Annotated in this window: 11 protein-coding genes; 6 read left to right on the top strand and 5 right to left on the bottom strand. The window is 36.5% G+C overall.

What is annotated here, in order from left to right; genetic code table 11:
• Positions 1–6: 6 nt before the first annotated feature.
• From ABN763_RS02970 to ABN763_RS02945, 6 genes are all read left to right on the top strand, one after another.
• Positions 7–378, top strand: coding sequence for a BlaI/MecI/CopY family transcriptional regulator (locus ABN763_RS02970; RefSeq protein WP_410483926.1), 372 nt, complete (start codon positions 7–9; stop codon positions 376–378).
• Positions 375–3,008 carry an ankyrin repeat domain-containing protein gene (locus ABN763_RS02965; RefSeq protein ID WP_410483925.1) on the top strand — a complete coding sequence of 878 codons (2,634 nt, stop codon included), beginning with the start codon at positions 375–377 and terminating at the stop codon, positions 3,006–3,008. The genes ABN763_RS02970 and ABN763_RS02965 overlap by 4 nt, the downstream gene beginning before the upstream one ends.
• A 31-nt stretch (positions 3,009–3,039) precedes the next feature.
• Positions 3,040–5,106, top strand: coding sequence for an amidohydrolase family protein (locus tag ABN763_RS02960; RefSeq protein WP_410483924.1), 2,067 nt, complete (start codon positions 3,040–3,042; stop codon positions 5,104–5,106).
• Positions 5,107–5,319: 213 nt separating this feature from the next.
• Complete coding sequence (locus ABN763_RS02955; RefSeq protein WP_410483923.1) at positions 5,320–6,981, top strand: tetratricopeptide repeat protein; 1,662 nt, start codon at positions 5,320–5,322, stop codon at positions 6,979–6,981.
• A 79-nt stretch (positions 6,982–7,060) separates the two neighbouring features.
• Positions 7,061–8,428 (top strand): CotH kinase family protein, encoded by a 1,368-nt coding sequence (locus ABN763_RS02950; RefSeq protein ID WP_410483922.1) that lies wholly within the window; start codon positions 7,061–7,063, stop codon positions 8,426–8,428.
• A gap of 86 nt (positions 8,429–8,514) precedes the next feature.
• Positions 8,515–9,237: a hypothetical protein gene (locus ABN763_RS02945; RefSeq protein ID WP_410483921.1), complete on the top strand. Its 723-nt coding sequence runs from the start codon at positions 8,515–8,517 to the stop codon at positions 9,235–9,237.
• An 826-nt stretch (positions 9,238–10,063) separates the two neighbouring features.
• Here the strand turns inward: ABN763_RS02945 and ABN763_RS02940 are convergent.
• Genes ABN763_RS02940 through ABN763_RS02920 form a run of 5 tightly spaced genes read right to left on the bottom strand, consistent with a single transcriptional unit; the run spans position 10,064 to position 15,468 of the window.
• A complete protein-coding gene (locus ABN763_RS02940) occupies positions 10,064–11,089 on the bottom strand; it encodes a DNA cytosine methyltransferase (protein WP_410483920.1) in 1,026 nt (341 codons plus the stop codon).
• Positions 11,090–11,091: 2 nt separating this feature from the next.
• Entirely contained in the window at positions 11,092–11,622 is a 531-nt protein-coding gene (locus ABN763_RS02935) for a hypothetical protein (RefSeq protein WP_410483919.1), read from the bottom strand.
• 6 nt (positions 11,623–11,628) lie between these two features.
• Positions 11,629–12,489 carry a hypothetical protein gene (locus tag ABN763_RS02930; protein ID WP_410483918.1) on the bottom strand — a complete coding sequence of 287 codons (861 nt, stop codon included), beginning with the start codon at positions 12,487–12,489 and terminating at the stop codon, positions 11,629–11,631.
• Positions 12,486–15,251, bottom strand: coding sequence for a sensor histidine kinase (locus ABN763_RS02925; RefSeq protein WP_410483917.1), 2,766 nt, complete (start codon positions 15,249–15,251; stop codon positions 12,486–12,488). Before ABN763_RS02925 ends, ABN763_RS02930 begins: the two co-directional genes overlap by 4 nt.
• Complete coding sequence (locus tag ABN763_RS02920; protein WP_410483916.1) at positions 15,241–15,468, bottom strand: helix-turn-helix transcriptional regulator; 228 nt, start codon at positions 15,466–15,468, stop codon at positions 15,241–15,243. The genes ABN763_RS02925 and ABN763_RS02920 overlap by 11 nt, the downstream gene beginning before the upstream one ends.
• Between the last annotated feature and the right edge of the window lie 67 nt (positions 15,469–15,535).

Here is a 15,535-nt window from a genome sequence, read left to right as displayed (position 1 = left end):
GTAGGTATGGAAAAATTGACTAAGAGAGAAGATCAGATCATGCAAATCGTATGGGAGCTAAAAACTGCTTTTATTCGCGATATTATTGAACGATTACCGGAGCCCAAGCCACATTACAATTCGGTTGCAACTATCGTAAAAATTTTAGTTAAGAAAGGAGTGTTGAAATCGGAGTTGATCGGTAATACGCACCAATATAGTCCGGTATTAGATTTTGAATCATATCGGGACAAGAACTTGACTAATATTAAGAAGAAGTTTTTTGGGAATTCGTTCCCAAAAATGATGGCCTATTTTGCCAAAGAAGAGAACCTGTCGGAAGAGGAGCTTTCTGATTTAGTTGAATTAATCAAATCAAATAAATCGAAGAAATCATGATTGTACTTCTTATAAAAGCCTCGCTAATTATTGGGGTCGTACTCTTATTTTACAAGTTAGTTATTGAGAAAGAGAGTTTTTTTGCTACCAATAGGGTTTATCTTATTCTTGGATTGTTACTAGCATTTTCAATTCCTTTTATCAGCATTCCTAAACTAGTAGAAAACCAAGGTGTTGTGGCCAGCTTGATTGAACCCGAAACTGCTTCTCAGCCTTTGGTAACAGGAACAAAACCAACGACAATACAACAAGAAGAATCTGTTGATGCGATTCCTCCAAAAAAACCTTCTAAGGAATCTAGTTTACTAGAAACCGACAACATATCAGGATCAGAAAGAAGTTTAATGGATTGGATATGGATCATTTACATATTCGGCGTAGGAGTACTTTGTCTCAACTTAATAGCCCAAATAGTTGGTTTACTTGTTAAGGTGATTCAAAGCAATGACAAAATTAAAGACCTTGATGGAATCATTGTAAATTCGACTAAAATTAAAGAACCGTGTTCGTTCTTCAACTATATTTTCATCAATCCCGAACAGTATGAATTTGAAATTTATGAGCAAATCATCGCTCATGAGAAAATTCATGTTAAAAAGCGTCATAGCATTGATCTTTTACTTGCAGAAATTGCGGTAATCTTGCTATGGTTCAATCCTTTCATTTGGTTATTCAGAAAGGAAGTAGAAAAAAATGTCGAATATCAAACTGATCACTTGGTGTTGGATACCAAAAAGGCTGAAAGAGATAGCTATCAGATGAATCTTTTAAAGATAGCAACCTTCAATAAGCCACTTGCAATAACCACAAATTACAATCAGTCATTAATCAAAAAACGAATTTTAAAAATGAATAGTAAAAAATCAAATCCGTACAGCTACTGGAAATATGCATTTACAATGCCTTTATTTTTCGCAGTACTATTATTCTTGAACAAACCTTTAGTAGCAGCTTCTCAAAATACAATTGAGTCCGATTTTGTAGAAGAAACCAATGCTAAAACAGCCCCAGGGGTAGACATAGCGGAAAAGCAAGAAACCAATCCAATTGTTAACCAAGATACTGATAACCCAAACATCGCTGCTGCAACAGCCACATCAGAATGCAAAGAACTCTTAGAAGCGATTAGAACGGATGATATGTTAAGGGTGAAGGCATTGATTAATACCAATTTGGTGAATTGTATTGAAGAAAATCCAGGCTATGAAAACATGGTAATCAATGGCCACTCTTGGAGATTATCAAGACCAAAATCGCCCTTATTCGCAGCAGCAAAGAATGGGAACTTAGAAATTGCCAAGCTGCTGGTTGCCAATGGCGCTGATGTTAGTTTAATTGTCCCAGGAGATGGAACCGCCCTAATCACAGCTGCCGAGTACGGACATTTAGACTTTATAAAATATTTAGTATCTAAAGGAGCTGATATTAATAAAACATTTCCAAATCAAGGTAATGCGCTTATCACCGCTTCAGGAAGGGGACATCTAGATGTTATGAAATACCTAGTTTCAGAAGGAGCGGATGTTAATTATTATTCTCCTAATCAGGGAAATGCACTGATCGCAGCCGCCCGATGTAGTAACGTAGATGCCGTGAAATTTTTAGTTTCTAAAGGCTTAGATGTCAGTTTTATTTCGCCCAGCCAAGGAAATGCCTTGATTGTGGCCTCTGGTCATGGTAGATCAGAAACAGTGAAATATCTGGTTTCACAAGGAGTCGAGATTGATAAAATCTCACCAAATCAAGGAACTGCACTGATTGCAGCATCCAATAATGGCCAGCTTGAAACTGTAAAATTTTTGATAGATCAAGGCGCAGAGATAGACAAGATATCTTCAAATCAAGGTACTGCTTTAATAGCTGCAGCAAATAACGGTCATTTACAAACAGTAGCATATTTGGTGGCAAAAGGGGCCGATATTAACAAATATGCGCCTAATCAGGGTAGTGCGGTTAATGCCGCCGCTAATAATGGTCATATGACCACTATGAAGTTCCTGATAAAACAAGGTGCATCAGTAAACGTAAATACGGACAGCCATGGATCGGCCTTAATATCAGCAGCTAAAAATGGGATAAATGAAACCGTAAGCTATCTTATTGATCAGGGTGCTGACGTAAATGCCCAAACTCATGGTAGTGGCTCAGCTTTAATTGCAGCCTCAAAAAATGGTCATAATCACACGATTGAATTACTATTGTCAAAAGGCGCTAACATCAATGGAGCAACTGACGGAAGCGGCTCTGCGCTGACCGCAGCGGCCAATAACGGCTTGATCGATACAGTTAAATTTCTATTAGACAAAGGTGCCGATATTGATGGACAAACCGATGGTAGCGGATCTGCATTAAGTAATGCCGCTAAAAACGGAATGAATGATGTCATAATACTTCTTATAGATAGGGGTGCAAACATTGACCTTCAAAATGATGGCAGTGGTTCCGCTTTAAACAATGCTGCAAAAAATGGACACCTAGAGACTGTAAAGCTATTAGTTGAAAAAGGGGCTAATGTAAATCTGTATAGCGCAGGTCAGGGCACTGCTTTAGCTCAGGCTTCTAAGAATGGTTATAAAAAGGTTGTTGATTATCTGCTGTCTAAAGGAGCACAGCATATTTACGGAAACTAGCCTTTAGGACAAACACCTTAAAAATAAAATTATGAAAAAATGCATACTGCTGCTATGCCTAGCATGCTGCGCCCTAAATTGTAGCCAATCAACAGATTATGATCTGGCAATAACCAATGTAAAGGTTTTCGATAGTAAGACATTAACGGTTAAGGAGAATCAAACAGTATTGATCAATGCTGACACGATTGCTGCTATTGTCAATTCAAATAGAAAGGTAAATGCGGCAACCATAATAGAGGGAAGAGACCGACTGCTTACGCCTGGTTTCATTGATACTCATGTTCATTTAATTGGAAACTACGGAGTAGACGCCGCTTTACCAGAAGAATACGAGGCTGATGGTGGGCTCGAAATGCTACGAGATTTAACGACCTATCACTACCTGAATCATGGTGTGACAACAATTATTGACATGGGCCAACCGGAAGAGTGGATGGATATCACGCTTGGCTGGCAAAAGAACCCTTCTCCAAAATACTCCGACCTCTATATTAATGGTGGATCAATTGTTTCTGATGCCGATAGGCAACAGCCCGCACATCATATAGAAGTAATGAGCCCAGAAGACGGCCGTAAAAAGGTTCGAAATTATGTAGCCAAGGGATTAAAATACATGAAGTTTTACAGCAAGCTTCGTAAGCCTGATTATGAAGCCATGGCCGACGAAGCAAAAAAGCAGGGTATTATAGTGAATTCGCATGTAGATAATAATGTGGTTACCATTGCAGAAGCGATGGACTATGGCGTGTCGAATTTTGAACACTTTTTTACGCTTACACCGAGTATTTTAGACTATGATACCCATTGGCCGGCGATGAACGAGCAGTATGGCATTCGAATGAATTCGAGCATTGATGAGTTCGCTGCGCAAATGGTATATTTCTTCGGCTACATCAAATCGCATCCAGAAATGGAAGCGAAGTTAATGGCGTTATTTGATAGTATGGCCACCAATGGAGCGACCCTTAGCACTGCATTAAATGTAGTTGCTTCATCAGCAGGTCAATCTGATTTTTTCACTTCCTTCGAGTATTATCCCATTCGTAAAACACCGATGGTCAATTATTCTGAAGCCCAGCAACAAGAACTAGATAAAGCCTACAACGCCATGATGGCCTATTATCGAATAGCTCACGACAAAGGAGTGAAAATACGAATAGGTACCGATTGCCGATTCGGAGGAAGAGCGTTATTATCTGAGTTGCTATTATTGAACAATGCAGGCTTTTCAATAGGAGAGGTGCTACAAATAGCGACGATAAACGGTTACGAATCGATGCAATTGGATCACACACATGGGAGCATTGAAGTAGGGAAGGCCGCCGATCTTATAGTATTCGAGAAAAATCCATTTGATGATGCCCAACATTTTCTGGGTGAAAAAACGATCATTAAGGATGGGAAAATTGTTGATGTGAAGCGTTCAGTTGCATATGATTACATGCAAGATATACTGAATAGCGGAGTTGATGCAGCAAAAAAATCATTTAAAGTAAATATTGATAATAAAGAATATAAAAAATTAAATATCAGTGAATTAAAACAAGTAACAAAAGAATTATTTAACGGCAATAAGATCGAAGAAGCAATGGCGTCCTATGCGCTATACAAATCTCATTTTCCCGAAGCAAAATTTGAATTAGATGCTGCTTCCATCACCAATACGTCCTACGGTTTGATCAGAGATAATAAGCTTGATGTATTAAACACCTATTATGAATTTTGTTTAAAGAACTTTCCGAGTACTAAAAAGTACCTGGGATTATCATTGTACTATGAAATCTTGAATAACGGAATAGCGGCAGGAAAAACGCATTTTGAAAAGAATAAAGATAATGCTGATTACATTGTAGATGAAAATGAAATAAACGGACTGGGTTATCTGTATTTGCAATCAGGAAAAACAGATGAGGCCATTGCTGTATTTAGGTTAAATGTAACCGCATTTCCGAATAGTTGGAATGTGTACGATAGTTTAGGTGAAGCATTAGCAATAATAGGCAAGAAGACAGAGGCCAAGCGTTATTATCTAAAATCACTGGAATTAAATCCTGAAAGTCCTTCCGGAAAAGCGGCTATTAAGAAATTACAGTAGTTGTTTAAATACTGTTGATACTGTCGATTTGGTTCAAAATGTCAGGTCGTGCGCAGTCGAGACCTTTCTAAAAAACATTTTAAAGTAGAAGTAAAAATGTCGTTTTACAACCCAGCCCTGTAAAACGACATTTCAGTTTGATTTTTTATCGAGTTTTGTTTCTTTAATAGCACCTTTGGGGTCAATAAAACATCAATTAAAAATTAACCAATCATGAAATTTTCATTTGTAAAAAGCATTGCCTTAGTTGCTTTATTTTGTATCTCGACGATTACTTCGCTTCATGCTCAGGACGCTGTCAGTGCAGAAAAGTACCAGAAAGACCTAAGGTATCTTCAAAAAACAATACATACTAACTTTCCATTTTTATTCAAGAAAATAACCCAGGAAAAATGGGACACAGCAGTCGAAAAATTTTACAAAGAGATTCCAAATCTGCAAACTCATGAAATTAAGGTAGGACTCGCCAGAATCGTTTCGCTATTTGAATATGGTCATACCCAAATTACTTTTAGCACTGTGGCTGAAGATCAGGTTCTGCCCATTAATCTATATCAGTTTTCTGATGGCGTTTACATCGAGGGAGGAGATCAACAATACCAAGAAGCTATAGGAGGGAAGGTGTTAGAAATTGAGGGGGTTCCTATTAAAAAAGCCTTGCAAATGATCAGGCCTGTGGTTCCGGTTGAAAATGATCAATACTTCAAGGCCTATGGAATGCGATTTGTAAGCCTGCCCACCGTATTACATGCGCAGGGAATAACGAAACAACTACAAAATAGCATTGAATTTACGGTATCTAAAAATGGAAAAACCTTTAAACAGCAAATCACCGCTCAGCCTTTAGAAAACAGATCAGTTGATTACTGCCTTACCAAACCTAATGAACGATGGGTGAGTGCCAGAGATCAATCGAAGACACCGCTATACTTAAAACATTTAAATGAGAAGTTTTACTTTTTTGAGTACTTGCCAGGATCTAAAACGCTATACGTTCGACAGAGCTCTGTTTTTAATGATGAAAAAGAGCCATTAGCAGATTTTTATAAGCGTATGTTTGATTTTATTGATACTCATAATGTAGAAAAACTGGTTTATGATGTACGATTGAACGGTGGCGGAAATAACTACAATAATAAAACATTAATTAAAGGGCTGATGGCCCGGCCGAAGATCAATCAACAAGGGAAATTCTTTTACATTATTGGCCGAAATACTTTTTCAGCCTGCCAGAATTTGACCAATGAAATTGAGAATTATACCGAAGCTATTAGAATAGGGGAACCCACCGCCGAAAACAAGAACTTTTACGGAGATGCTAAATGGATTACCTTACCCAATTCAAAACTAAGAGCGCTGATATCATACGCATGGTGGCAAGACATGCCTCAATGGGAAAATATGGATTGGACCTTACCCCATATAGCTATAGAAATGAGTTTTGAACAATATGTAAAAAATCAAGACCCGGTTTTACAGGCAGCATTAGATTATACCAATACCGCCTTTATTCTAGACCCGTTAGACCATTTGACAAAATTGTTTATGGAAGGGAAGTTTGATGAACTACGGAGTACTTCAAAAGAAATTGCCTCGAATCCCAAATATCGTTATTATGACTTTGAAGGGGAATTTACCAAGGCGGGAACACGCTTGTTCGAAATAGGGGATACCAAAAGTGGTTTGATGGTACTAGGTTTGGTAACGGAAACCTTTCCAAAATCTCAGAGTGCCTGGTATACTTTTGGATATGCTCAAGAACAAGCTAAAATGCTGGATGCTGCTAAAAAATCATATCAACATATCATTGATCTAGATCCAAAAAGTACATTGGCCACGGCTGCTAAAAACAGAATGAACGCGCTAGGTAAATAGTAAAGGCAATGGCTTTTTCACAAAACGCTCATTAATTGGTATATTTAATACGTTGGTAATCTATTAATTAGAGCGGTATATGTGCAGAAAAAAATGGTGTCTTGTTATCTTATTATCCGGTTTATTATTGAATTGTAGTGATGATCCTGAAAACCCTGCTCAGGAAGTGGAGGAGGAGGTTATTACGGAAGTAGCATTGCCTCAATTTAGGATCAATACCAATGGTAATACTATTGTCGATGAACCCAAAGTAGATGCTCAGCTTACCATTATTGAAGATGGTAATGAGGCCTTTAATGGTCGCATAGGAATCGAAATACGTGGGTCTTCGTCTCAGTTTTTCCCTAAAAAATCATATGGTTTTGAAACATGGGATGAAAACAATGAAGATATCGATGTAGCCTTATTTGGATATCCAGAAGAAGAAGATTGGATTTTATACGCTCCGTATAGTGATAAATCATTGGTTCGGAATCACCTGATTTATGACCTTTCAAGAGATATGGGTCGCTATGCTAGTAGAACGAAGTTTGTTGATGTTTTTATCAATGGCGAATACAATGGCATCTATGTTTTTATGGAAAAACTAAAACGCGATGACAACCGAATTGATATCAATAAGCTTAAAGATGACGAGATAGCAGGGGAAGATCTTACCGGAGGATATATTGTAAAGCTTGATAAAGCTGATGGGGTTGATGAATCGTTATATACCGATAACAATTCATTTATGTCGGCTTTTGATCCGCCGAATGCTGGGAATCAGCAGCAAATACACTTTTTATATGATGATCCTGATTGGGATGAAATTACTCCCGAACAGAGAACGTATATCGCGAGCTATATGAATGATTTTGAATCTGCCTTAAAATCAGATGACTTTACCGATCCTGACCTAGGATATCGTAACTATATTGATACAGCGAGTTTTATTGATTTTTTCTTATTAAATGAACTATCGAACAATGTGGATGGGTATCGTTTGAGTACGTGGATTGTGAAGGACAAAAATGAAAAGCTACAAATGGGTCCGATATGGGATTTTAATTTGGCATTTGGTAATGCTGATTATTGCAGTGGTGGTGAAACGAATGTGTGGGCATATCGCTTTAACGAGCGTTGTCCGTTAGATACATGGGTTGTACCGTTTTGGTGGGAACGCTTATTGGAAGATCCAGCCTTTGTAGTAGCCTTACAATTACGATGGGCTGAATTAAGAGCAGGCACATTCGCAGAGCAATCGATAAATGATACCATTGATGCTTATGTAAGTGGCATACAATCAAACCAATCTTTACAGAATAACTTTGAAAAATGGCCAGTGTTGGGGACCTATGTATGGCCTAATAATTTTGTTGGGCAAACACATAATGAAGAAGTATCGTATTTAAAAGAATGGATACGAGACCGGTTAACATGGTTGGATACGGAAATTAGCGGATTGTAGTAATCTCATCTTTTATCTTCAAAATAGTAGAATTGTATTAAAAATTTGCTGGGTAAAGCATCGTATTTTAGTACTTTCGAAAGCACATGCGATTTTTTAGAAAACTACGAAAAGACGTTTTGACCAACAACAAGATAGGGAAGTACCTTGCATATGCGATTGGGGAGATCATGCTAGTCGTGATCGGAATTCTGATTGCATTGGCGGTCAACAATTTCAGTAATCAAAAACAAAAGGAACAGCAAACAAAGCGTACCGCACAGAACGTATTACGCCAGATAGCGCTCGATACTACTGAAATATCTAATGTGTTTAAAAATTGGGGAGTTGTACAGGAGCAATTAGAAATTGTATTATCCAAATCGAATGTAACCAAGTCGACCACCCCATGTGATTACTGTCCAAATTTAATATTAAACGCCTCGCTGCCGAATTTGGGGGATGATGTAATCAGACTGATAGAAGCGGATGATCCGGTTGATTCGGAACTTGGTTTCAGGCTACGAGAGATATCAAAAAGATATAAAGGATTGGTGCAAGCTGTTTTGATTTTTGATAAAATCACTACCGATGCGCTCACGGAGAACTTAAAGTATTTACAGAATAATAAGGTATGGTTTGCCAATCTGATTTCGAATGAACGATGTGATGACGAATGCCAAGAGTATTTTAATAGCAGTAGTGATTTTAAAAATCGCTCAGCCTATATGGATATCGTATTATATAAAGCGTATTCAAGGGAGCTACAGGATTTTAAGGAAAAGATTCGAAAAGAAATGGTTTTATTAACCGAATTACTGGAAGAGTAGTATATCTTGAAATATTCTATTTTACATAATATAAATTATGATACAAATATGTTGTTTGTGTAAAACGGCGTATACAGCGTATTTGAAATAATATCAGATATAACTTCGCGTAAGCGAATTATATCGACACCAATATTATGTCAAAGCCGTTTTACTGAAAGGCTTTTTAATATTCGTAAGTCATAATTCTATTATGTAAAATATCGCGGAGAAATTCTACAAAGAATAAAATTTGCGTTTGCGCTATACAAGAAACCTTTTTAAGCGGTGTGCTGCGCACTGCATTTATTTGTACTCATAATTTGTCATTATGTTTAATTGCCGCGCGCAATCGCTCGATTGTTTTATAAAATCAAATTGTTGTCACAATTTATTTTACACACAATTTGCCAACGCTTGCCCACAGCATAAAGCAAAGTATTTTTCTTCTGATTAAGCTATGCGCTTTATTTGAAACCTTCAAGAAGAAAAGTTCAGAAACTTTGTTGCCAGCTTGCCGCAAAAGCTTAAAATTTAGCTGAAGCGTAAATTTCTAAGCACTTGCTCACTTCCTCTTCCGAATCAGCTTTTTTTTGTGGGTGCTTCAAATATTATGTCAAATAAGATTGAAGCCTCTGTTATTCTTTCTTTTCTTTTGTCTTTAAACAAAAGAAACAAAAATTCAAGAAGAAAATATGCTTCCACGCTCCCTTTGTGTCTTAATAGCTACGCTATTTAGGCGTTTCACGCCTTAACACAAAGCCCAGGGCAATGGTTCTTTGTGCCAAGCCACAAATTCACGCCCTCCCCCCGGCCCGCATTTTCTTCTGGCCATTTCTTTTTATTATTAACCCAGATTCTGAATCAAGTGATTCTTTATGTTTTTTGATTGATAGTAACTGAATCTTGGCGGTAATGCATTACCAATAAGAAGGCCGGTGGCAGTTTTAGAAATATCCGTTGGAATTTTATAGTTTTTTGGAAACGTTTGGAGAAGTGCCGCTTCTCGTGCTGTTATACATCTATTTTCTTCTGGATGTAAAAACCTACCCTTGGATGGATTTAAACACCCCCCGGTTATAGTCGAAGAATAATTCTCCCATTTTAGTCTGCCATAAACATCATTAAAACCTACATTCTCCTTTTTATGACATTCAAGTTCATACTCTTTAGGTAAATCCTTTCTGCTTCCACCGTTTTTTGGGATTAGTTCAATCATTTTTTGAATTCTCGGAATATGATTAGCTACTATTTTATGAGCCTCGTCAGTGGTTTCGTCAATTTTAGGTAGATTACCAATAGCATGCTTTACTTTTTTCTTTTGGACATACACCCTGCTGACATCAAGTTCGCCAAATAGCGAACCAACCAAAACTAATCTTTTCCTATTTTGAGGCACTCCATAATCTTTCACATTAAGAATGTCAAATTTGGGATTATAACCCAACTCGGTCAATTCATTGACAACTTTTTTAAAAAGGTAATAGTTGATTAGTCCTGGCACGTTCTCCATCATGATTGTCAAAGGCTTTAATTCCTTAACAAACCTTAAATATTCAAGAATCAAACTATTCCTATCATCACGAACGCTTTGTTTTCGATTTAATCGTCTTACTGAAGAAAACCCCTGACATGGAGGACAACCCGCAAGCAAGTGAAGTGGTTGGTTTCCTAAAAGTTTTTTTATTTCCTGAGTGTCAATTTGCCGAATATCGTAATCAAATATTTTAGTGTTTGGATGATTTTGTCTGTATCCTTTGACCGCATTCTTATCAATCTCTACTGAGGCTTTGATAATAAAGCCAGCCTTCTTCAGACCTACGGATTGTCCCCCAATACCCGCGAATAAGTCAATTGCATTAAATTTTGCCATAATTAACTTTCCATTTTTTTCAATTCAACCAGATTGGTGTAATTAACTCTTTTGAAATGACTAACAACAGTTTTCCACTGATCAATAGATGTTGCGCCATACCGGTCCGAAAACCAATTTATCCCTACTCTTCCATCCTCACAAAACCATAATTCCCCACCTTGATATGCTTCCATGCCTCCAGTTAAATTAGTATGGCAAACATATTGTTTGGGTCTTCTAGCAGTATTCCTTGTATGCTCTAATATCATTCGCAAGCCCCAGGTGCCTATTACCCATAAGTATTTCTGCTCTTCAAAATCGTCTCTATATTTTCCGCAATCTTTAATCAGTAGTTCAAAGTATTTCTTCTCTATTAAAACTACGTTTTCAGGAAGGCCATTTGAGGTTGCATCATATGCACCAGAATCTAAGTCGTATAATATATCTTCTCCTCTATTTAAAACCTTAGCCTTATCAGTACGAGTATTTCTTCCGAAAGGAGGAATAAGTGGCCCAAACTGATTGATTTCTTCTTCATTAGGTAATGGCATAAAATTTTATTTTTTAATGTATTTTATTCCAGAATTAAGCACTTGATTTATACCCTTCACTCCTACTAACTTCAAGGCATCTGAATATGAAATTTGATGTAAGGGGCCATAGTTTTTTTCATTTAGCTCATTACTTTCTGATAGCAAATTTTCCTTATTCCTATCCAGAAACAAAGGTTCCTCCACCATAGAAAATAGCTGCTCAATCTTCTCTTTAGAGATTTCATATTCAAGCTTATCCAAGTTTTGAATCAAAAAAGCCTTACCAAGCACTGATTCTAAATAAAGAATATCGGAAGCGTCTTCTAAATACCCAGATGGATTAAACTTAATCTCATGGCTAGCAATTTCGATAACATTGCTTTTGCTGAAAAGCCCAAGAACATATTGAATAATAAATTGCTCAGAACTAAAAATTGAACTTATTCTTTCACCTTTTTCCAATAACTGAATTTGGCTGGCGTATTTATCGAATTCCTTCTTGTTAAGAGTTGGAGGGATTGCATCAAAGAATGACGAATAAACAAATGTGAAAGTATCAGTTCTAGATAAAATTTCGAGCAGGTTTTCCCCAGAATCCCCACTTCCAATACTATATTCCCAGTCATAGATTACTACATCAGGCTTAAAAGAATCTTCTTCAATTTTGTTCAACAGTATACCAGGGTGGGTAAATCCAAAAATTTGAATATCGCCATTCTTAAATATGTCTGTGTTTATTAGTTTAACTACTAAGGATTTTAGATTTACTTCACTTTTCCATTCTGAGTCTGATAGGTTTATCAGTTGGCTAAGCCTATCTGAATTAATAACAGAATCCCCTTTTTCTGGAAAACTATCGTCAATTAACGCTATTGTTTTTTTCATTTATCCTTTTCTATATTGCCTGGAGTTCTTGAAAAATCAAGGGTAAATTGAGCTCCACTTTTAAAATCTACTTTGTCTTTTTCAGGAGTAAGATATATATCACCTTTCATCCGATTCATGTAATATCTACATATATACAGGCCCAGACCGCTAGGCGGATTTCTCATACTGGCTCCAGATTTAAATAAATACGGCAAAATCGCATTGTCAATTCCTGGTCCATTATCGGCAACAACAATCTCCCTGAATTCTTTGTTCAGTCTCAAATATATCTTCTTTGAATTGTAATTAGGGTCTGTTTTTTCTAGTGTATCTAGCCAATAAATACTGTTATCTATTAGATTAGACAAAATCTGATTAACAGCTCCATATCTTGCATAAATTGTAAAAGAATTGTCAGATTCAACAGTTAATTCAATTTTGGATGAACTTAACCTGCGTTTAAAAACACTTTTTACAAAATTGATTGACTTAATAATATCAAACTCTTGTTTTTTCTCATTCCTTATCGTTCTTAAAGGGCTTAGATTCTTTAGTTCAGATCTTAATGAACCTGATGCCTTCCGTAAATCTTCTAACTCTGACTTTTTCGGCCTTCCCGATTTAAGAACTCTTATAATACCATTATAAAGATTGGTCGTTGTCTTAGCTAGCTCGTGTATTGAGACCGCAACTGCTTTACCATAACCTGCCTCTTCAACTAACTGCTCTTCAATTTGCGCCATTTGTTTAGCGCTTTTTTCTAATTCTTTAAGAGACCTTTGCAAATCAATAAGTTTTTCTTCTCTTTGATTAGGTTCTTTTAAAGAGGAAATTGAATCGAATAGTTCCATAGGGTCTTTAACTATGTCATACCTATCTATTATGTTTTCAACTAAACTGGAAGTTTGATTTGACACATCATGTATAACAGTAGGTTTTTTGATAATTGTACTGCGAATGTCAGTCAGGCTATCCCTTTTTAGTTTGTAATCCAGTTCCACTCTGAACACTATTGCGGCTACTAAATGTGACAAATCATTAAAAGCTGTATTCTCGATTAAACCCTGTCTATCAGTTTTATCGACTAATTCGATATTCTTTCCTTGTTCAAGTTCAACATATCCCATCATATTGTAATATGATATGTTCGAACCCTTTTTTATATGTCTTTTAGTTAAGTTAAGCCAATCCAATTCAGCCCCCCACTCTGCGGGAAACAAATTAAGCGAATCTCGATAAATAGAAATCCCACCATAATCATCAAGTAATTCTTGTATTTTCTTTGTATTTATTGTGTCAATCCATGGTGATATTCTATACCACAAATCAAGATGAACGTAAAAGCCTCCACATTCAGGTTTGCGATATTCTCCCAAATCAATCTTGAAGGGATTTTTACCGTCTATTGTTTTTCTCAAATCCAAATAATTATCTTCAGCCAGAACCTCACTCGGAAAAGGGATTTGATTTGATTTAGGTGGATTAAACTTTAAGTCAAAATTTAAAATACCTTTTTCATCAACAATACCATCCAAGGTGAAAATTGGATCTGCTAAATCATAAATTGATTCGGAAACAAATTCTCCTATTTGGGGACACTCGACAAATGCATTAAAGTTTGATCCAGTACTTTTTCCTTCTTTTCTATTTTTGAGATTATTGAGGTTTGGAGAGTTCAACTTCTGAATGGAGGCGTAAATTTCCTCAATTATATCTTTGCTTAGATTAAATCCATCTCTTCCCCCATATATTATGATTTGAGTTCCACTATTGCCAGAACCATAATCAATCGATGGTTTTTGCCTAATTAAATCAACAGCAACAGAGTCTAAATCCTTGGATAGCCCCCCCACAATATCAAAATCATCCCAATTTATAGTCAGTACATATTCAAAATCTATATCTGCCGTTTTTGTTTTTATGATTAGGTTTCTACCTAGTCTATGCGTTGCAAACCTTCCAACACCTTTTTCACCTAGGGGTAATCGTCCTTTATTAGCTTTCTTGTATTGTTTCAACCAGCGGTCATAAATTCCAATATCTCCACTTTCCAGGGCCTGCTTTCTCTGCCTTTTAATTTCTTCCTTTACGTTTGTTTTGATTGTTGAAGCGGGGCGTAGCCATCCATTTTCGATTATGTTCTTGTTCATACCGTCGCCGTCGTCAGTAATGACAATCACGGGGCCATCGAAAGTTTTAAACTGGTAATCACCTTCAGATGGGGGTAAATCAGGTACTTTTTCAAATCTTACAGTACAATTGCTAGCATTAGCATCATATGCATTTTTTACTAGTTCAAGTATGCCAACTCTTTCTGAAGCAATAAGTTGCTCGCCTAAAACTTGTACTAAATGCGCGTCAGCTTTAAAATTAAGTTGTGCACCACCATCCAAACATATCCCGTCGTACGTCTTTTGCGGTATCGCCCGTACAGCGTTTTGAGCATTGTATTGAGGGTTATCAATTTTTTCAATTACTTCTCCTTTTTCATTTTTATAAAAGACTGGTTTAGGAAATTTTTGAAAACTTTCAATTTCAGCAAAGTAATATCCTGGCTCCCTTTTATCCTCAAATGGAGGTTTTGTTATCTTTCCGCAACCAAAAAAACTACCACTCTCTTTTACAGGGTCAAAGTAGACGAATTCTACAGGAAGATCTTTAAATTGATTGAGGTAAGATTTGGCGCTAGTTCCTGGAAAATGGTAGTATTTACCAATAAAATCGTTATAGTCACTATCCTCGATTTTTTGAACAAGTGTTAAGTAATTTTTAGTTTGCATTACTTGGTTTTTTGGTAGAAACTAACAGCTCACGGACATCAACATCTAAAATTTGCGCTATTTTAACCAAAGACTCTAAAGAGGGTTGCATATCATTAGTACACCAACGAGAAACTGTAGTTCTATTTTTGTCAACTTTCTCAGCCAACCATTTATTTGTCCTATCTTTCTCAGCAAGAACTACTCGTATTCTATTTATAGGTTTTTTAGTCCTCATTTGAATCGTTTTACACTAAACAAATAGCATTTTAATCAAATTTAATTCTCTAATTTGTATTCTTTAT

The organism is Spongiivirga sp. MCCC 1A20706, from assembly GCF_046524175.1.
Taxonomy (GTDB): Bacteria; Bacteroidota; Bacteroidia; order Flavobacteriales; family Flavobacteriaceae; genus Spongiivirga.
Note: the sequence above shows the minus strand (reverse complement) of the source record. Positions and strands in the feature narration are given on the sequence as shown.